Below are 15,769 nucleotides of genomic sequence, written 5' to 3' on the forward strand. Positions count from 1 at the left end.
CCGGACGTGCGCAGTGCGTCCGCTGAGGACTACTTCTTGCCCGGCTTCTTCTTACCGGCGATGGCGCGACGCGGGCCCTTGCGGGTACGCGCGTTCGTGCTGGTGCGCTGGCCGTGGACGGGCAGACCGCGACGGTGACGGATGCCCTGGTAGCAGCCGATCTCGACCTTGCGGCGGATGTCGGCCTGGATCTCGCGTCGAAGGTCACCCTCGGTGCGGAGGTTGGCGTCGACGTACTCGCGGATCTTGACCAGGTCTTCTTCGGCCAGGTCACGAACGCGGGCGTTCGGGTCGACACCGGTGGTGGCGAGGATCTCCTTGGACCGGGTGCGCCCGATACCGAAGACGTAGGTGAGGGCAACCTCCACGCGCTTTTCGCGCGGGATGTCAACACCTGAAACGCGTGCCATTCAATGGCTCCAGTTGTTAGATCGGGGGTCTTCCGCAGTGCCACTCCCGGCCGCCGACCTCTCGCTGGGAGAGGTGGTACGTCCGGGTCCCCGGCCCCCGCCGGAGGTGTCGTCAGCCGTGGCTTGGACGGGCTCTGCGTATGTACGTATTTACGTGCGTCGCGCGAAGAGCTGCGAGATGCAGGTGGTCGTGCGTCAGCCCTGGCGCTGCTTGTGGCGCAGGTTGTCGCAGATGACCATGACCCGGCCGTGACGGCGGATCACCTTGCACTTGTCGCAGATCTTCTTGACGCTCGGCTTGACCTTCATGGGATGTCAGGTTCTCCGGGTCAGTGCCCTCACCACGCCGAAGCGGGATGGCGGCAAGATCTACTTGTACCGGTAGACGATCCGGCCACGCGTCAGGTCGTACGGGGAAAGCTCCACCACGACCCGGTCATCCGGGAGGATACGGATGTAGTGCATCCGCATCTTGCCGGAGATGTGCGCGAGGACCTTGTGACCGTTCTGGAGCTCCACCCTGAACATAGCGTTCGGGAGGGACTCGATCACGGTGCCCTCAATTTCGATGGCACCTTGCTTCTTGGCCACGCTTCGCCTTTCGAATCGGCTACCTTGATCGACTCCGACTTCCGCATGGAGACACACGGATGCACGAGAGCCGACGAGTCAGTCTACGTCAGCGGAACCCAAAAGACGAATCCGTCAAGTTTGCCCAGCCTGGATGATCCTTAGACCTCTCCGGGATGATCCTTGGACCACCGCGGAGGTCCGGACTCACCCCAGGGGGTCGGGAGCCGCCGTGATGCCGTACTCCGCCAGCTTGGCCCGGCCGCAGTCCGGGGCCGTCAGGACCAGCGGCCCCTGCTCCGTCAGGGCGATCGAGTGCTCCCAGTGCGAGGACCAGGTGCCATCGGTCGTGAGGACCGTCCAGTCGTCGCTGAGCACCTCGGTCTGCGCCGTACCGAGCGAGACCATGGGCTCGATGGCCAGGCAGACGCCCGGGACCAGCTTGATGCCCTTGCCGCGCTTGCGGGAGACGTAGTTCAGCAGGTGCGGGTCCATGTGCATCTCGGTGCCGATGCCGTGGCCGCCGTAGTCCTCGATGATCCCGTACTTGCCGGTGGCCGGGCGGGGCTGGCGGCGGATGTAGGTCTCGATCGCCTTCGAGATGTCGACCAGGCGGTTGTTCACCTTCATCGCGGCGATCCCGGCCCACATCGACTCCTCGGTCACCCGGGAGAGCTCGATCAGCTCCGGGGCGTGACCGGTGCCGACGAAGGCGGTGTACGCGGCGTCGCCGTGCCAGCCGTCGATGATCGCGCCGGCGTCGATCGAGATGATGTCGCCGTCCTTGAGGACGGTCTTCTCGTCGGGGATGCCGTGCACGACGACCTCGTTGACCGAGGTGCAGATGGTCGCGGGGAACCCGCCGTACCCGAGGAAGTTCGACTTCGCTCCGTGATCGGCGATCACCTTGCGTGCGACCTCGTCCAGGTCCTTCGTGGTGGCGCCCGGCACGGCCGCCTCGCGGGTGGCGGCGTGAATGGCAGCGACCACCAGGCCCGCCTCGCGCATCTTCGCGATCTGCTCGGGGGTCTTGATCTGCACCATTGCTCGGCGCCTCTCTGCATCGAAGGATGACGGCTGCGGCGTACTCAACGATACGGCGCAAACAGTCGGCCGCGGCGCCTGAAGGGCGCCGCGGCCGACTGTGAAGGTAATGCGGGGCGTCGCTCAGTCCTGGTCGGACTTCTGGAGCGCCTCCATGGCACGCGCGGTCACATCCGTGACCTTGCCGAGCGCGGAGATGGTCACCACCAGGCCCTGGGCCCGGTAGTAGTCGATGATCGGCTCGGTCTGCGTGTGGTAGACCTCCAGCCGGGTACGGACCGTCTCCTCGCTGTCGTCGTCCCGCTGGTACAGCTCGCCACCGCAGGTGTCGCAGACACCCTCGGTCTTCGGCGGGTTGTACGTCACGTGGAAGACGTGCGCGCTGTCGCTGCGGCAGATGCGGCGACCCGCGATCCGCTTCACGACCTCGTCCTCGGGGACCTCCAGATCGAGGACCGCGTCCAGCTTTACGCCCTCGTCCTTGAGCATCGCGTCAAGGGCTTCGGCCTGACCCACATTGCGCGGGAAGCCGTCGAGCAGGAAGCCGTTCACGGCGTCCGACTGGGCCATGCGGTCCTTGGCCATCCCGATGGTGACCTCGTCCGGCACCAGCCGGCCCGCGTCCATGAAGGAACGGGCCTGCTTGCCAAGGTCGGTGCCCTGGCTGATGTTGGCGCGGAAGAGGTCGCCCGTGGAGATGTGCGGAATCGACAGGTTCTTGGCAAGGTACGCAGCCTGCGTTCCCTTGCCGGCACCAGGAGGCCCGACGAGGACGATTCGCATCAGCGGAGGAACCCTTCGTAATTGCGCTGCTGGAGCTGACTCTCGATCTGCTTCACGGTTTCCAGACCCACACCCACGATGATCAGGATGCTTGTCCCGCCGAACGGGAAGTTCTGGTTTGCACCGCCGAAGCCTGCCAACGCCATCGTCGGCACCAGAGCGATCAGACCCAGGTACAGCGAGCCCGGCCAAGTGATCCTGTTGAGCACGTAGCTCAGGTACTCGGCAGTAGGTCGACCAGCCCGGATACCCGGGATGAAGCCACCATACTTCTTCATGTTGTCGGCAACTTCTTCGGGGTTGAACGAGATCGCCACGTAGAAGAAGGCGAAGAACACGATCAACAGGAAGTACGTCGCGATGTAGTACGGGTGGTCACCCTTGACGAAGTGGTCCTGGATCCAGGTCGCCCAGCCCGCCTGGGAGTTGGAGAACTGGACGATCAGGGCCGGGATGTAGAGCAGCGAAGAAGCGAAGATGACGGGAATCACACCCGCCTGGTTCACCTTCAGCGGGATGTATGTGGACGTACCGCCGTACGACCTGCGGCCGATCATGCGCTTCGCGTACTGCACCGGAATACGGCGCTGGGCCTGCTCGACGAAGACGACGAGACCGACCATCACGAAGCCGATGAGAATGACCGTGCCGAACTCGATCCAGCCATCGGCCAGCTTGCCGCTCTCCTTGATGGCCCACAGGGCACCGGGGAAGCTCGCGGCGATGGAGATGAACATCAGGATCGACATGCCGTTGCCGATACCGCGGTCGGTGATGAGCTCACCGAGCCACATGACGGCGGCGGTTCCGGCGGTCATGGTGAGCACCATGACGACCGTCGTGAAGATCGACTGGTTCGGGACGATCTGGTCGCCCACGGAGCAGCTGCTGAACAGCGCACCGCTGCGAGCGGTTGCCACCAGGCCGGTGCCCTGGAGGATGGCGAGCGCCACGGTCAGATAACGCGTGTACTGCGTGATCTTGGCCGTGCCGGACTGCCCCTCCTTCTTCAGGGCTTCCAGTCGGGGGATGACGACGGTCAGCAGCTGAAGAATGATGCTGGCCGTGATGTACGGCATGATGCCGAGCGCGAAGATCGTGATCTGCAGCAGTGCACCACCGCTGAACATGTTCACCAGGCCGAAGAGGCTGTTGTTGCCCTTACTTGCCTGGTCAACACAGGTCTGGACGTTCTCGTAGCTCACACCGGGTACCGGGATGTGTGCCCCGAGCCGGTAGAGCACGATGATGCCGAGCGTGAAGAACAGCTTCTTGCGCAGGTCGGGCGTCTTGAACGCCCGGGCGAACGCGGTGAGCACGGTGCCTCCTGCGACCCCCGCGCAATGCGTAGAGGTGACGGTCTTGAGGATCGACGAATACGAAACAGTCAAAGATCCCCGGGCAGTTGCCCGGAGAGATAGCACAACAACGCACGCCACCTTACCGGCGACCATGCCCGCCTAGGAACGACCAACCGGGGATGCCCCATATGAGAGGCATCCCCGGTCGGGTGTTCAGTACATCGAGTTGTCCGAGTTGTCTCAGACGAGCTCGGTGACGGTGCCGCCGGCGGCGGCAATCTTCTCCTTGGCGGAGCCGGAGACGGCGTCAACCGAAACCTGCAGTGCCACGGAGATCTCGCCCTGTCCAAGGACCTTGACGAGGTGGTTGTTGCGCACAGCGCCCTTGGCGACCAGATCGGCCACCGTGACCTCTCCACCCTCGGGGTAGAGCGTCGCGAGCTTGTCCAGGTTCACGACCTGGTACTCCGTGCGGAACGGGTTCTTGAAGCCCTTGAGCTTCGGGAGACGCATGTGGAGGGGCATCTGGCCACCCTCGAAGCGCTCCGGAACCTGGTAACGGGCCTTCGTACCCTTGGTACCACGGCCTGCGGTCTTACCCTTGGACGCCTCACCACGACCCACACGGGTCTTGGCGGTCTTGGCGCCCGGGGCAGGCCGGAGGTTGTGGGCCTTCAGCGGGCTGTTCTCCGCCATGTCAGTCAACCTCCTCAACCGTCACGAGGTGGCGGACGGTGTTAGCCATTCCGCGGAACTCGGGGCGGTCCTCCTTGACAACCGAGTCGTTCAGGCGCTTGAGCCCGAGCGAACGCAGGGTGTCGCGGTGGTTCTGCTTGCTGCCGATGTACGACTTGGTCTGCGTGATCTTGAGGCGAGCCATCACACACCTGCCGCGCGAGCACGGAGAAGAGCCGCGGGGGCGACGTCCTCGAGGGGCAGACCACGGCGAGCCGCGATCTCCTCGGGACGCTGCAGACCCTGAAGGGCCGCCACGGTCGCGTGCACGATGTTGATCGGGTTCGAAGAACCGAGCGACTTCGACAGGATGTCGTGAACGCCCGCGCACTCCAGAACGGCGCGCACGGGGCCACCGGCGATCACACCGGTACCGGGGGAAGCAGGCTTGAGCAGAACGACGCCCGCAGCCTTCTCGCCCTGGATCGGGTGAGGGATGGTGCCCTGGATACGCGGAACCTTGAAGAAGCTCTTCTTGGCCTCTTCAACGCCCTTGGCGATGGCCGCGGGAACTTCCTTGGCCTTGCCGTATCCGACACCGACGGAGCCGTCACCATCGCCCACCACGACCAGCGCGGTGAAGCTGAAGCGACGACCACCCTTCACAACCTTGGCGACGCGGTTGATCGCGACGACGCGCTCGACGTACGCGGTCTTCTCGGCGGCGCTGGCGCCACCGTCACGGCCCTTCCGGTCCCGCCGCTCGCCGCCACCGGCACCGCTTCCGCGGCGCTGGGGTCCAGCCATTGGAATTACCTCTCTCTGTTACGTCCGCTGTGCGTAGGAACCGGGGCTTAGAACTTCAGCCCGGCTTCACGGGCGGCGTCAGCCAGAGCGGCAATCCGCCCGGCGTACTGGTTACCACCGCGGTCAAACACGACGGCCTCGACGCCTGCGGCCTTGGCGCGCTCGGCGACCAGGGCCCCAACCTGCTTGGCCAGGGCGCTCTTGTCACCCTCGCCACCACGGATGGAAGCGTCCAGGGTCGACGCGGAAGCGAGCGTGTGGCCCGCGACGTCGTCGATGACCTGAGCCACCATGTGGCGGTTGGAACGCGTCACAACCAGGCGCGGCCTCTCCGGCGAACCGGAGATGTGCTTGCGGACGCGGATGTGGCGGCGCTTGAGGGCGGCACGCTTGTAGGCGTCACCCTTGGCAATCTTTACACCGTATGCCATGGCTTACTTACCCGCCTTTCCGACCTTGCGGCGGACAACCTCGCCGGCGTACTTGACGCCCTTGGCCTTGTACGGGTCCGGCTTCCGCAGCTTGCGGATCTTCGCGGAGACCTCGCCGACCTTCTGCTTGTCGATGCCCTCGACACTGAACTTCGTGGGCGACTCGACCTTGAAGGTGATGCCCTCAGGGGCCTCGATGAGAATCGAGTGGCTGTAGCCCAGGGCGAACTCCAGATTGGAGCCCTTCGCCTGGACGCGGTAACCGACACCGCTGATCTCGAGCGCCTTGCTGTATCCCGCGGTCACGCCGGTGATCATGTTCGCCACCAGCGTGCGGGACAGGCCGTGAAGGGCCTTGTTCTGACGCTCGTCGTTAGGGCGAACGACGTTGAGCACGCCGTCCTCGCCCTTGGTGACCTCGATCGGCGCTGCGACGGTGTGCGAGAGGGTGCCCTTGGGGCCCTTCACCGCGACCGTGCGGCCATCGATGGTGACGTCCACACCGGCGGGAACCTGGATGGGGAGCTTGCCGATTCGCGACATGAGCTATTCCTCCGTTCCCGACTACCAGACGTAGGCGAGGACTTCCCCACCTACGCCCTTCTTGCTGGCCTGCTGGCCGGTCAGGAGACCGTGGGACGTGGAGATGATCGCCACGCCCAGGCCGCCGAGAACCTTCGGCAGGTTGGTGGACTTTGCGTATACACGCAGACCCGGCTTCGAGATTCGCTTGATGCCGGCGATCGAGCGCTCGCGGTTCGGGCCGAACTTCAGCTCGAGGACGAGGTTCTTTCCAACCTCAGCGTCCTCGACCTTCCAGCCGGTGATGAAGCCCTCCTGCTGGAGGATCTCCGCGATGTGCGACTTGATCTTGCTGTGCGGCATCGCGACACCGTCGTGGTACGCCGAGTTCGCGTTACGCAGACGCGTGAGCATGTCTGCGATGGGATCAGTCATGGTCATGAGTTGGCCTTCGGCCTCTCTCGCCGGGGTTTCCTGTATGCGCCATCCCTCTCCCCACTCAGTGGCGGGACGGGTGCGGTGCGGGGACCTACGGCGTAGTAAGTCGGTCTAGGGCGGCAGGCGCCCAACCCTTCAAGCCTACGGCATGAAAGGAGGGGCTCCTGCCGACCAGATACTTACCGAGAGTCTCCGGGTAATCCCAACGCCCAAGGGGCGAAGGAGAATTACCAGGAGCTCTTGGTCACGCCCGGCAGCTCGCCACGGTGAGCCATCTCACGAAGGCACACGCGGCACAGGCCGAACTTGCGGTAGACGGAGTGGGGCCGGCCGCAGCGCTGGCAGCGGGTGTACCCGCGAACGCCGAACTTCGGCTTGCGGGCGGCCTTAGCGATCAGAGACTTCTTCGCCACGGTCAGTTCTCCTTGAACGGGAAGCCGAGGTGACGAAGGAGGGCACGACCCTCGTCGTCGTTGGTCGCCGTGGTGACCACGGTGATGTCCATGCCCCGGACCCGGTCGATCTTGTCCTGGTCGATCTCGTGGAACATGACCTGCTCCGTGAGACCGAAGGTGTAGTTACCACGGCCGTCGAACTGCTTGGGCGACAGGCCGCGGAAGTCACGGATACGCGGCAGCGCGAGCGACAGCGTACGGTCCAGGAACTCCCACATCCGGTCACCGCGGAGGGTGACGTGGCAGCCGATGGGCTGGCCCTCGCGCAGCTTGAACTGCGCGATGGACTTGCGGGCCTTGGTGACGGCCGGCTTCTGACCGGTGATCGTGGTGAGGTCCTTGACGGCCCCGTCGATCAGCTTGGAGTCGCGGGCGGCGTCGCCCACACCCATGTTGACCACGATCTTGACCAGACCGGGAACCTGCATGACGTTCTCGTACGAGAACTCCTCACGCAGCTTGCCGGCGATTTCCTCGCGGTAGCGCGTCTTGAGACGCGGCGCAGTGGTGGTAGTCATCAGATGTCCTCACCGGTGCGCTTGGCAACGCGGATCTTGTTGCCCTCGTCGTCAAAGCGGTAGCCGACGCGAGTAACGACCTTGTTGCCGTCCTTCTCAACAACCAGCTGCACGTTGCTGACGTGGACGGGAGCCTCGGTCGTCACAATGCCACCGGTCTGCGAACCGCGAGCGGTCTGACCGGCCTTCGTGTGCTTCTTGACCCGGTTGACACCCTCGACGAGGACGCGGTTCTGCACAGGGTAGGCAACGATGACCTTGCCCTGCTTGCCCTTGTCCTTACCGGTGATGACCTGAACCAGGTCGCCCTTCTTGATCTTCATGCTTACAGCACCTCCGGCGCGAGCGAGATGATCTTCATGAACTTCTTCTCGCGCAGCTCTCGGCCAACCGGGCCAAAGATGCGGGTGCCGCGGGGGTCGCCGTCGTTCTTCAGAATGACGGCGGCGTTCTCGTCGAAGCGGATGTACGAGCCATCCTGACGACGACGCTCCTTGACGGTGCGAACGATGACGGCCTTGACGACGTCACCCTTCTTCACGTTGCCACCGGGGATCGCGTCCTTGACGGTGGCGACGATGACGTCACCGATACCCGCGTAGCGGCGACCCGAGCCACCGAGAACACGAATGGTGAGAATTTCCTTCGCACCCGTGTTGTCGGCGACGCGCAGTCGCGACTCCTGCTGGATCACGTCTATCTCCTGATCGTCTGCCGGTTCCCGGTGGGGAACTTCGCAAATGTCTTACGAAGCTCCCCACCGAGCCTGGCGGAACTTGCCTGAGGGGAATGCCCCTCAGGAATTACTTGGCCTTCTCGAGGATCTCGACGATGCGCCAGCGCTTCGAGGCGGACAGCGGCCGGGTCTCCATGATGATGACACGGTCGCCGACGCCGGCAGCGTTCTGCTCGTCGTGGGCCTTGAGCTTGTTCGTACGGCGGATGACCTTGCCGTACAGGGCGTGCTTGACGCGGTCCTCGACAGCGACGACGACGGTCTTGTCCATCTTGTCGCTGACGACCAGACCCTCACGGGTCTTGCGGAAACCGCGGTCGGTGTTGGTCTCAGTCACAGTCTTCTCGCTCATCAGACGCTCTCCACCGTCTCGATGCCCAGCTCGCGCTCGCGCATCAGGGTGTAGATCCGGGCGATGTCCTTACGGACGGACTTGAGCCGGCCGTGGTTCTCGAGCTGCCCAGTCGCCGCCTGAAAGCGGAGGTTGAACAGCTCTTCCTTGGCCTCGCGGAGCTTGTTGAGAAGCTCCTCGTTGCCCAGCTCGCGCAGCTCGGACGCCTTGGTACCGGCCGACATCACGACTCACCTGCCTCGCGCCGAACGATCCGGCACTTCATCGGAAGCTTGTGAGCAGCGCGGGTAAGCGCCTCACGAGCAATCTTCTCGTTCGGGTAGGACAGCTCGAACATCACCCGACCCGGCTTGACGTTCGCGATCCACCACTCGGGAGAACCCTTACCGGAACCCATGCGGGTCTCGGCAGGCTTCTTCGTCAGGGGGCGGTCCGGATAAATGTTGATCCAGACCTTGCCGCCACGCTTGATGTGGCGGGTCATCGCGATACGAGCTGCCTCGATCTGGCGGTTCGTCACGTACGCCGGAGTCAGCGCCTGGATGCCGTACTCGCCGAACGCAACCTGCGTGCCACCCTTGGACATACCGCTGCGCTTCGGGTGGTGCTGCTTGCGGTGCTTGACCCTACGGGGGATCAGCATTTCGGTCAGGCCTCCGTTCCGGTGCTCTCAGCAGCCGGAGCAGCGGCGGCGGGAGCGTCGGCCTTGGGGGCCTCGGCTGCCGGCGACTGCTGCGGCTTGCGGCCGCGACCGCCACGCTCGCCACCACGGCCACCGCGGCCGGCCGGGCGGTCAGCGCCGCCACGAGCCGGACGGTTGCCTGCACGGGCTGCGGCGTTCTCGGCGCGGACCTCGGCGATGTTCTTGACGTCGCCCTTGTAGATCCAGACCTTCACACCGATGCGGCCGAAGGTCGTCTTGGCCTCGAAGAAGCCGTAGTCGACGTTCGCACGGAGCGTGTGCAGGGGCACACGGCCCTCGCGGTAGAACTCCGAGCGGGACATCTCGGCGCCGCCGAGGCGACCGCCGCACTGGATCTTGATGCCCTTGGCGCCGGCCTTCATCGTGCTCTGCATGCTCTTGCGCATCGCACGACGGAAGGAGACGCGGGAGGAGAGCTGCTCGGCGACGGCCTGGGCCACCAGCTGAGCGTCCACCTCGGGGTTCTTGACCTCGAGGATGTTCAGCTGGACCTGCTTGCCGGTCAGCTTCTCCAGCTCGCCACGGATGCGATCGGCCTCGGCGCCGCGGCGGCCGATGACGATGCCCGGACGGGCGGTGTGGATGTCAACGCGGACGCGGTCGCGGGTGCGCTCGATCTCAACCTTCGAGATGCCGGCTCGCTCCATGCCCTTCGTCATCATGCGACGAATGGCAACGTCTTCCTTGACGTAGTCCTTGTACAGCTTGTCGGCGTACCAACGGGACTTGAAGTCCGTGGTAATGCCGAGCCGGAACCCGTGCGGGTTTACCTTCTGGCCCATTACCGGGTTCCTTCCTTGCTGCTGACGACCACGGTGATGTGGCTGGTCCGCTTACGGATCCGGTAGGCACGGCCCTGAGCACGCGGACGGAACCGCTTCAGGGTCGGACCCTCGTCCACGTACGCCTCGCTGATGACCAGCGAAGAGGCGTCGGTGTGGTCGTAGTTGTGTGCAGCGTTGGCAATGGCGCTGTCCAGCACCTTGCCAACCGGCACGCTCGCGGCCTGCGGGGCGAAACGCAGGACCGCCTGAGCCTCCGTGGCATCCATGCCACGGATGAGGTCCACCACTCGGCGGGCCTTCATGGGCGTGACGCGGATGTACCGCGCCTGGGCCCTGGCTTCCATGGTTGTCCCTTCGGTGTAAGTCATAGTCGTTTCCACCCCGCGCTAGCGGCGCTTCGACTTCCGGTCGTCCTTGACGTGGCCGCGGAAGGTGCGAGTCGGCGAGAATTCGCCGAGCTTGTGGCCGACCATCGACTCGGTGACGAACACCGGGACGTGAATCTTGCCGTTGTGCACCGCGATGGTGTGACCCAGCATGGCCGGGATGATCATCGAGCGACGGGACCAGGTCTTGATGACGTTCTTGGTGCCGGCTTCGTTCTGTACGTCCACCTTCTTGACGAGGTGGCCGTCGACGAAGGGCCCCTTCTTGAGACTGCGCGGCATCTAAACCCGCTCCTAGCGCTTCTTGTTCGTCTTGCGGCGGCGGACGATGTACTTGCTCGATGCCTTCTTCGGCGAGCGAGTACGACCCTCCTTCTGACCCCACGGCGAGACCGGGTGACGTCCACCGGAGGTCTTGCCTTCACCACCACCGTGCGGGTGGTCAACCGGGTTCATCGCGACACCGCGGACGGTCGGGCGTACGCCCTTCCAGCGCATACGGCCGGCCTTGCCCCAGTTGATGTTCGACTGCTCGGCGTTGCCGACCTCGCCAATGGTGGCGCGGCAGCGGGCGTCGACCAGCCGGATTTCACCGGACGGCATACGAAGGTGGGCCATGGTGCCCTCCTTCGCCAGCAGCTGCACGGACGTACCCGCGGAACGGGCGAACTTCGCACCGCCGCCGGGCCGAAGCTCGATGGCGTGGATGGTCGTACCGACCGGGATGTTGCGCAGCGCCAGGTTGTTGCCCGGCTTGATGTCTGCGGCCGGACCGTTCTCGACACGGTCACCCTGCGACAGGCCACGCGGGGCGACGATGTAACGCTTCTCGCCGTCCGCGTAGTGCAGCAGCGCGATGCGCGCGGTGCGGTTCGGGTCGTACTCGATGTGCGCGACCTTGGCCGGCACGCCGTCCTTGTCGTGACGACGGAAGTCGATCACGCGGTAGGCGCGCTTGTGTCCGCCACCCTGGTGGCGAACGGTGATCCGACCGGCGTTGTTACGGCCGCCCTTGCTGTGCAGGGGGCGGACCAGCGACTTCTCCGGCGTGGACCGCGTGATCTCGACAAAGTCGGCGACGCTGGAGCCACGACGGCCCGGGGTCGTCGGCTTGTACTTGCGGATACCCATTTCTCAGTCCTCGTCCGATTCCGGACGACTCGACCTCCGTCAGGAGGTCGGGCCGCCGAAGATGTCGATACGGTCGCCCTCGGCGAGGGTCACGATGGCGCGCTTGGTGTCAGCACGCTTGCCGAAACCGGTCTTGGTCCGCTTGCGCTTTCCCTGCCGGTTGATCGTGTTGACCCCGGTGACCTTGACCGAGAAGACCGCTTCCACGGCCTGCTTGATCTGGGTCTTGTTGGAGCCGGGCGCGACGATGAACGTGTACTTGTTCTCGTCGAGCAGCGCGTAGCTCTTCTCGGAGACAACCGGCTTGACGAGAACGTCGCGGGGGTCCGAGTAGGTCTTGCTCGTAATGCTGGTAACGGTCGCCTCGCTCATCAGGCGTCGCTCCCTTCGGTCTCAGCGGTCTGGGGGCCAGACACGAAGGACTCGAAGGCGGCCTGAGTGAAGACCACGTCGTCAGAGACGATCACGTCGTACGTGTTCAGCTGGCCCGGCTCCAGGATGTGCACCTGGGGCAGGTTGCGTGCGGACAGCCACGCGGCCTCGTCGGCGCGGTCGACGACCAGGAGCACGTTGTTGCGCTCACTGATCTTGCCGAGCAGCGTCTTCGCGGCCTTCGTGGAGATCGCACCCTCGACCACGCCGGTGACGACGTGGATGCGGGAGTGACGCGCCCGGTCCGAGAGGGCACCGCGCAGAGCGGCGGCCTTCATCTTCTTCGGGGTGCGCTGCGAGTAGTCACGCGGCTGCGGGCCGTGGACGACGCCACCGCCGGCGAACTGCGGCGCACGGGTCGAACCCTGGCGCGCGCGGCCGGTGCCCTTCTGGCGGTACGGCTTGCGGCCACCGCCTCGGACCTCGGCGCGGGTCTTGGTCTTGTGCGTGCCCTGACGGGCAGCTGCCAGCTGTGCGACGACGACCTGGTGGATCAGCGGAACGCTGGTCTTGGCGTCGAAGATCTCCGCGGGGAGCTCGACGGTACCGGCCTTGTCGCCTGCCGGCGAAAGGATGTCAATGGTGCTCATTACCTCAAGCCCCCTTGGCCGCGGTACGGACCAGGACGAGGCCGCCGTTCGGACCGGGGACCGCGCCCTTGATGAGGAGCAGACCCTTCTCCGCGTCAACCGCGTGGATGGTCAGGTTCTGGGTGGTGACCCGCTCGTTGCCCATGCGACCCGCCATGCGCATGCCCTTGAAGACACGGCCGGGGGTGGCACAGCCACCGATGGAGCCAGGCGAACGGTGCTTGCGCTGCACGCCGTGACCGGCGCCGAGGCCCTTGAAGTTGTGACGCTTCATGACACCGGCGAAGCCCTTGCCCTTGCTCTTGCCCGTGACGTCAACCTTGACGCCGGACTCGAACACCTCGGCAGTGACCTCCTGGCCCAGCGTGTACTCGCTGGCGTCAGGGGTGCGGAGCTCCACCAGGTGGCGGCGGGGGGTCACGTCGGCCTTGGCGAAGTGGCCCTTGAGGGGCTTGTTCACCTTGCGCGGGTCGATCTCGCCGAAGGCGATCTGGACCGACTCGTAGCCGTCGCTGTCGTTGGTGCGGACCTGGGTCACGACGCAGGGCCCGGCCTTGACGACGGTCACCGGGACAACCCGGTTGTTCTCGTCCCAGACCTGGGTCATGCCGAGCTTCTCGCCCAGGACGCCCTTAATGTTCTTAGCCATCTCGCGCGTCACCTCAGAGCTTGATCTCGATGTCGACGCCCGCCGGCAGGTCGAGACGCATCAGCGAGTCAACCGTCTTCGGCGTGGGGTCGAGGATGTCGATGAGGCGCTTGTGCGTGCGCATCTCGAAGTGCTCGCGCGAGTCCTTGTACTTGTGCGGCGACTTGATGACGCAGTACACGTTCTTCTCAGTGGGCAGCGGCACCGGGCCCGCGACCGACGCACCAGTGCGGGTCACCGTCTCGACGATCTTCTTCGCCGAGGAGTCGATGACCTCGTGGTCGTAGGCCTTGAGCCGGATGCGGATCTTCTGTCCCGCCATGGCTACTAGTAGTCCTGTCTCTCGAAACGCTCTGGAACCCGAGGGTTCTACCGACTCCTCCTCCGACCCACGCGGTCGGGCGTGTCGCATCCCCTCTACGAAAATCTCCCGAAGGAGATCCCAACCAAGGGGGTGCGGGCCCAAGGACCGCGGAACCGGGGGCGGAACACCCACCGGGTGCCTGGTTTATGCCCTGCTTTACTTCCCGGAAGATTCCCGTACGTCCGGCCCTACAGGGCCGACGAGTACTGTGGGACTCGCTTCCGGTCCTCCCGGCGGGAGGCGCGCAGCATTGACACTCAACCGAGCAACCTGGTCAGTGTGCCATACGGGGAGCTGGCCTGGCCAATCGGGCCGAGGATCTTACCCCCCGCGAGGGAGCGGTCAAACGCGGGCACGCATTCGGCGCGCCCACGGCCCGGCGATGGCCCGGCGACGGCCATGGGCTGGGGCGCGCGTGCGTAGAGGGGTCAGTGCCCGGCGACGTACGAGACGAAGCCAGCCCAGGCGGCGGGGGCGACGGCGAGACGCGGGCCCTGGACGTCCTTGGAGTCACGAACATGGACGGCGCCGGAGGCAGCGGCAACCTCGACGCACTCGCTGCCGTTGCTGCTGTCGCTGTAGCTGCTCTTGAACCACCGCAGCTCGGAAGCGTCCCTGGCAGACAGCTTGCGAATCATGTCTCTCCCAACACTCTCTCGATGAAGGCCATCGACTCCCGAGGGGGGAGAGCCTGGGCCCGGATCATGCCACACCGCAACTCAAGGATCCTGATGTGCTTCGGATCCGAGACAGGCCGTCCGCCGAACGCCCCTTCTGAGCGTCCCACCGCCGTACCGTCCCTGAACTTCAGCACCTGGATCTCCCCGTCGATTCCTGCGTGCTCCTCGCGGTCCATCGGCATTACCTGGACCGTCACGTTCCGCGACTCACCGAAGCCCAGAAGGTGTTCGAGCTGGCGGCGCAACACCATCTTGCCTCCGAGCGGACGCCGGAGCACCACCTCTTCCAGGACGAATCCGACCGTTGGAGCGGGTGACCGCTCGAAGATGGCCTGTCGAGCCATACGCGCGGCCACTCCTCGTTCGATCTCGTCCTGCGGATACGCAGGTTGTCGCATTGCGAACAACGCACGCGCGTACTCGGCCGTCTGCAACAGACCGTGGACGCTGCTATTGCCGTAGGCCAGAAGCTCCACCGCCTGAACCTCCAGCTTCGCCAGTTCTCGGATCTTCTTCGGGTACCGCACCTCCGCGACATCCGGCTTCATCGCCGCGAGCTTGCCGCCCGCCCCCAGTACCGTGTCCGCCCCGTCCAGGAACTCCGGGCGGGGGATGCGCCGGCCGCCCTCCACCTTGTAGATGAGGTCTTCGCCGTACCCCATCGCCGCCCCGAGCTCGCACGCCCGCATCCCCGCCGCCTCGCGCCACGCCTTGATCTGGCGGCCCACGGCGGCGACCACCGCCGCCCCCGACTCGTCGTCGGGATCGACGTCCCAGCCGGGCTCGTCCGCCCCGCCGTCCCCGCGCTCCGTACCGTCCCCGTGCCCCGTACCGTCGCCAACCACGCTCATGCGAGCCCCACTTCCGACGTGCGTGCCGATCTTTTCCCAACCGCGTCCGTTCCCGGTGCGTCACGCCGGACAGCCAGGACAGCGCCGGACAAGCCCCGGACAATCACCGTACGCAAGCGCTCTGTCACTGGGCACGGTACGCAGAGGCGGCCACGC

At 65.2% G+C, this 15,769-nt stretch carries 29 protein-coding genes; all 29 read right to left on the reverse strand.

Features of this window, described 5'->3' with window-relative positions; translation table 11 throughout:
* Nucleotides 1-29: 29 nt before the first annotated feature.
* The 29 genes from rpsM to OG413_RS06330 all read right to left on the reverse strand — a co-directional run bounded on the left by rpsM (nt 30) and on the right by OG413_RS06330 (nt 15,613).
* Nucleotides 30-410, reverse strand: a complete 381-nt coding sequence (rpsM, locus tag OG413_RS06190; protein ID WP_073718375.1) for a 30S ribosomal protein S13 — start codon at nt 408-410, stop codon at nt 30-32.
* Nucleotides 411-605: 195 nt separating this feature from the next.
* Complete coding sequence (gene rpmJ, locus OG413_RS06195) at nt 606-719, reverse strand: 50S ribosomal protein L36 (protein WP_003956441.1); 114 nt, start codon at nt 717-719, stop codon at nt 606-608.
* 60 nt (nt 720-779) lie between these two features.
* Nucleotides 780-1,001, reverse strand: a complete 222-nt coding sequence (gene infA, locus OG413_RS06200; RefSeq protein WP_014047798.1) for a translation initiation factor IF-1 — start codon at nt 999-1,001, stop codon at nt 780-782.
* 186 nt (nt 1,002-1,187) lie between these two features.
* A complete protein-coding gene (gene map, locus OG413_RS06205; RefSeq protein WP_073718376.1) occupies nt 1,188-2,024 on the reverse strand; it encodes a type I methionyl aminopeptidase in 837 nt (278 codons plus the stop codon).
* Nucleotides 2,025-2,147: 123 nt separating this feature from the next.
* Nucleotides 2,148-2,807, reverse strand: coding sequence for an adenylate kinase (locus OG413_RS06210; RefSeq protein WP_266803400.1), 660 nt, complete (start codon nt 2,805-2,807; stop codon nt 2,148-2,150).
* Nucleotides 2,807-4,126: a preprotein translocase subunit SecY gene (gene secY / locus OG413_RS06215; RefSeq protein WP_073718378.1), complete on the reverse strand. Its 1,320-nt coding sequence runs from the start codon at nt 4,124-4,126 to the stop codon at nt 2,807-2,809. The genes OG413_RS06210 and secY overlap by 1 nt, the downstream gene beginning before the upstream one ends.
* 222 nt (nt 4,127-4,348) lie before the next feature.
* Nucleotides 4,349-4,804: a 50S ribosomal protein L15 gene (gene rplO, locus OG413_RS06220; protein WP_014047794.1), complete on the reverse strand. Its 456-nt coding sequence runs from the start codon at nt 4,802-4,804 to the stop codon at nt 4,349-4,351.
* 1 nt (nt 4,805) lies between these two features.
* Nucleotides 4,806-4,988, reverse strand: coding sequence for a 50S ribosomal protein L30 (gene rpmD, locus OG413_RS06225; RefSeq protein WP_015610734.1), 183 nt, complete (start codon nt 4,986-4,988; stop codon nt 4,806-4,808).
* Nucleotides 4,988-5,590, reverse strand: a complete 603-nt coding sequence (gene rpsE / locus OG413_RS06230) for a 30S ribosomal protein S5 (protein ID WP_073718379.1) — start codon at nt 5,588-5,590, stop codon at nt 4,988-4,990. The genes rpmD and rpsE overlap by 1 nt, the downstream gene beginning before the upstream one ends.
* A gap of 47 nt (nt 5,591-5,637) precedes the next feature.
* A complete protein-coding gene (gene rplR, locus OG413_RS06235; RefSeq protein WP_073718380.1) occupies nt 5,638-6,021 on the reverse strand; it encodes a 50S ribosomal protein L18 in 384 nt (127 codons plus the stop codon).
* A 3-nt stretch (nt 6,022-6,024) separates the two neighbouring features.
* Nucleotides 6,025-6,564 (reverse strand): 50S ribosomal protein L6, encoded by a 540-nt coding sequence (gene rplF / locus OG413_RS06240; protein ID WP_073718381.1) that lies wholly within the window; start codon nt 6,562-6,564, stop codon nt 6,025-6,027.
* 21 nt (nt 6,565-6,585) lie between these two features.
* Nucleotides 6,586-6,984: a 30S ribosomal protein S8 gene (gene rpsH, locus OG413_RS06245; RefSeq protein ID WP_266803401.1), complete on the reverse strand. Its 399-nt coding sequence runs from the start codon at nt 6,982-6,984 to the stop codon at nt 6,586-6,588.
* Nucleotides 6,985-7,208: 224 nt separating this feature from the next.
* Nucleotides 7,209-7,394 (reverse strand): type Z 30S ribosomal protein S14, encoded by a 186-nt coding sequence (locus tag OG413_RS06250; RefSeq protein ID WP_024491590.1) that lies wholly within the window; start codon nt 7,392-7,394, stop codon nt 7,209-7,211.
* Nucleotides 7,395-7,396: 2 nt separating this feature from the next.
* Nucleotides 7,397-7,954 (reverse strand): 50S ribosomal protein L5, encoded by a 558-nt coding sequence (gene rplE / locus OG413_RS06255; protein ID WP_073718383.1) that lies wholly within the window; start codon nt 7,952-7,954, stop codon nt 7,397-7,399.
* Nucleotides 7,954-8,277: a 50S ribosomal protein L24 gene (gene rplX, locus OG413_RS06260; RefSeq protein ID WP_266803402.1), complete on the reverse strand. Its 324-nt coding sequence runs from the start codon at nt 8,275-8,277 to the stop codon at nt 7,954-7,956. Before rplX ends, rplE begins: the two co-directional genes overlap by 1 nt.
* Nucleotides 8,278-8,279: 2 nt before the next feature.
* A complete protein-coding gene (rplN, locus tag OG413_RS06265) occupies nt 8,280-8,648 on the reverse strand; it encodes a 50S ribosomal protein L14 (protein ID WP_003966950.1) in 369 nt (122 codons plus the stop codon).
* Between the two features lie 109 nt (nt 8,649-8,757).
* The gene (gene rpsQ, locus OG413_RS06270; RefSeq protein WP_073718385.1) at nt 8,758-9,042 is read right to left on the reverse strand and encodes a 30S ribosomal protein S17; all 285 of its coding nucleotides are present in this window, start codon (nt 9,040-9,042) and stop codon (nt 8,758-8,760) included.
* Nucleotides 9,042-9,266, reverse strand: a complete 225-nt coding sequence (gene rpmC / locus OG413_RS06275; protein ID WP_014047786.1) for a 50S ribosomal protein L29 — start codon at nt 9,264-9,266, stop codon at nt 9,042-9,044. Before rpmC ends, rpsQ begins: the two co-directional genes overlap by 1 nt.
* The gene (rplP, locus tag OG413_RS06280) at nt 9,266-9,685 is read right to left on the reverse strand and encodes a 50S ribosomal protein L16 (RefSeq protein WP_014047785.1); all 420 of its coding nucleotides are present in this window, start codon (nt 9,683-9,685) and stop codon (nt 9,266-9,268) included. Before rplP ends, rpmC begins: the two co-directional genes overlap by 1 nt.
* A gap of 5 nt (nt 9,686-9,690) precedes the next feature.
* On the reverse strand, nt 9,691-10,527 hold the full coding sequence (gene rpsC / locus OG413_RS06285; RefSeq protein ID WP_266803403.1) for a 30S ribosomal protein S3: 837 nt from the start codon (nt 10,525-10,527) through the stop codon (nt 9,691-9,693).
* The gene (gene rplV, locus OG413_RS06290) at nt 10,527-10,874 is read right to left on the reverse strand and encodes a 50S ribosomal protein L22 (RefSeq protein ID WP_004571827.1); all 348 of its coding nucleotides are present in this window, start codon (nt 10,872-10,874) and stop codon (nt 10,527-10,529) included. The genes rpsC and rplV overlap by 1 nt, the downstream gene beginning before the upstream one ends.
* A 42-nt stretch (nt 10,875-10,916) precedes the next feature.
* A complete protein-coding gene (rpsS, locus tag OG413_RS06295; protein WP_015610726.1) occupies nt 10,917-11,198 on the reverse strand; it encodes a 30S ribosomal protein S19 in 282 nt (93 codons plus the stop codon).
* Nucleotides 11,199-11,210: 12 nt separating this feature from the next.
* Nucleotides 11,211-12,047: a 50S ribosomal protein L2 gene (gene rplB, locus OG413_RS06300; protein WP_073718388.1), complete on the reverse strand. Its 837-nt coding sequence runs from the start codon at nt 12,045-12,047 to the stop codon at nt 11,211-11,213.
* A gap of 39 nt (nt 12,048-12,086) precedes the next feature.
* Nucleotides 12,087-12,419: a 50S ribosomal protein L23 gene (gene rplW, locus OG413_RS06305; protein WP_266803404.1), complete on the reverse strand. Its 333-nt coding sequence runs from the start codon at nt 12,417-12,419 to the stop codon at nt 12,087-12,089.
* Entirely contained in the window at nt 12,419-13,069 is a 651-nt protein-coding gene (gene rplD, locus OG413_RS06310) for a 50S ribosomal protein L4 (RefSeq protein WP_073718389.1), read from the reverse strand. The genes rplW and rplD overlap by 1 nt, the downstream gene beginning before the upstream one ends.
* Before the next feature lie 4 nt (nt 13,070-13,073).
* Nucleotides 13,074-13,718, reverse strand: a complete 645-nt coding sequence (gene rplC, locus OG413_RS06315; protein WP_014047781.1) for a 50S ribosomal protein L3 — start codon at nt 13,716-13,718, stop codon at nt 13,074-13,076.
* A gap of 13 nt (nt 13,719-13,731) precedes the next feature.
* Nucleotides 13,732-14,040 (reverse strand): 30S ribosomal protein S10, encoded by a 309-nt coding sequence (gene rpsJ / locus OG413_RS06320; RefSeq protein WP_003948644.1) that lies wholly within the window; start codon nt 14,038-14,040, stop codon nt 13,732-13,734.
* 470 nt (nt 14,041-14,510) lie between these two features.
* Nucleotides 14,511-14,720, reverse strand: a complete 210-nt coding sequence (locus OG413_RS06325; RefSeq protein WP_266803405.1) for a DUF397 domain-containing protein — start codon at nt 14,718-14,720, stop codon at nt 14,511-14,513.
* Complete coding sequence (locus OG413_RS06330) at nt 14,717-15,613, reverse strand: helix-turn-helix transcriptional regulator (protein WP_266803406.1); 897 nt, start codon at nt 15,611-15,613, stop codon at nt 14,717-14,719. Before OG413_RS06330 ends, OG413_RS06325 begins: the two co-directional genes overlap by 4 nt.
* Nucleotides 15,614-15,769 lie beyond the last annotated feature (156 nt).

The sequence above is a fragment of the Streptomyces sp. NBC_01433 genome (assembly GCF_026340105.1).
Taxonomy (GTDB): domain Bacteria; phylum Actinomycetota; class Actinomycetes; order Streptomycetales; family Streptomycetaceae; genus Streptomyces.

Excerpts from the sequence above, each read along its gene's own strand:
- rplX (WP_266803402.1), bottom strand. The coding sequence starts at position 8,277 with ATGAAGATCAAGAAGGGCGACCTGGTTCAGGTCATCACCGGTAAGGAC.
- rpsM (WP_073718375.1), bottom strand. The coding sequence starts at position 410 with ATGGCACGCGTTTCAGGTGTTGACATCCCGCGCGAAAAGCGCGTGGAG.
- rpsE (WP_073718379.1), bottom strand. The coding sequence starts at position 5,590 with ATGGCTGGACCCCAGCGCCGCGGAAGCGGTGCCGGTGGCGGCGAGCGG.
- rpsJ (WP_003948644.1), bottom strand. The coding sequence starts at position 14,040 with ATGGCGGGACAGAAGATCCGCATCCGGCTCAAGGCCTACGACCACGAG.
- rplO (WP_014047794.1), bottom strand. The coding sequence starts at position 4,804 with ATGGCGGAGAACAGCCCGCTGAAGGCCCACAACCTCCGGCCTGCCCCG.
- rplB (WP_073718388.1), bottom strand. The coding sequence starts at position 12,047 with ATGGGTATCCGCAAGTACAAGCCGACGACCCCGGGCCGTCGTGGCTCC.
- OG413_RS06330 (WP_266803406.1), bottom strand. The coding sequence starts at position 15,613 with ATGAGCGTGGTTGGCGACGGTACGGGGCACGGGGACGGTACGGAGCGC.
- rplR (WP_073718380.1), bottom strand. The coding sequence starts at position 6,021 with ATGGCATACGGTGTAAAGATTGCCAAGGGTGACGCCTACAAGCGTGCC.
- rpsQ (WP_073718385.1), bottom strand. The coding sequence starts at position 9,042 with ATGAGCGAGAAGACTGTGACTGAGACCAACACCGACCGCGGTTTCCGC.
- rpsC (WP_266803403.1), bottom strand. The coding sequence starts at position 10,527 with ATGGGCCAGAAGGTAAACCCGCACGGGTTCCGGCTCGGCATTACCACG.
- OG413_RS06210 (WP_266803400.1), bottom strand. The coding sequence starts at position 2,807 with ATGCGAATCGTCCTCGTCGGGCCTCCTGGTGCCGGCAAGGGAACGCAG.
- rpsS (WP_015610726.1), bottom strand. The coding sequence starts at position 11,198 with ATGCCGCGCAGTCTCAAGAAGGGGCCCTTCGTCGACGGCCACCTCGTC.
- rplE (WP_073718383.1), bottom strand. The coding sequence starts at position 7,954 with ATGACTACCACCACTGCGCCGCGTCTCAAGACGCGCTACCGCGAGGAA.
- rplF (WP_073718381.1), bottom strand. The coding sequence starts at position 6,564 with ATGTCGCGAATCGGCAAGCTCCCCATCCAGGTTCCCGCCGGTGTGGAC.
- rpmJ (WP_003956441.1), bottom strand. The coding sequence starts at position 719 with ATGAAGGTCAAGCCGAGCGTCAAGAAGATCTGCGACAAGTGCAAGGTG.
- rplV (WP_004571827.1), bottom strand. The coding sequence starts at position 10,874 with ATGGAAGCCAGGGCCCAGGCGCGGTACATCCGCGTCACGCCCATGAAG.
- rplP (WP_014047785.1), bottom strand. The coding sequence starts at position 9,685 with ATGCTGATCCCCCGTAGGGTCAAGCACCGCAAGCAGCACCACCCGAAG.
- OG413_RS06325 (WP_266803405.1), bottom strand. The coding sequence starts at position 14,720 with ATGATTCGCAAGCTGTCTGCCAGGGACGCTTCCGAGCTGCGGTGGTTC.
- rplD (WP_073718389.1), bottom strand. The coding sequence starts at position 13,069 with ATGAGCACCATTGACATCCTTTCGCCGGCAGGCGACAAGGCCGGTACC.
- rplW (WP_266803404.1), bottom strand. The coding sequence starts at position 12,419 with ATGAGCGAGGCGACCGTTACCAGCATTACGAGCAAGACCTACTCGGAC.
- rplC (WP_014047781.1), bottom strand. The coding sequence starts at position 13,718 with ATGGCTAAGAACATTAAGGGCGTCCTGGGCGAGAAGCTCGGCATGACC.
- rpmC (WP_014047786.1), bottom strand. The coding sequence starts at position 9,266 with ATGTCGGCCGGTACCAAGGCGTCCGAGCTGCGCGAGCTGGGCAACGAG.
- map (WP_073718376.1), bottom strand. The coding sequence starts at position 2,024 with ATGGTGCAGATCAAGACCCCCGAGCAGATCGCGAAGATGCGCGAGGCG.
- rpmD (WP_015610734.1), bottom strand. The coding sequence starts at position 4,988 with ATGGCTCGCCTCAAGATCACGCAGACCAAGTCGTACATCGGCAGCAAG.
- rpsH (WP_266803401.1), bottom strand. The coding sequence starts at position 6,984 with ATGACCATGACTGATCCCATCGCAGACATGCTCACGCGTCTGCGTAAC.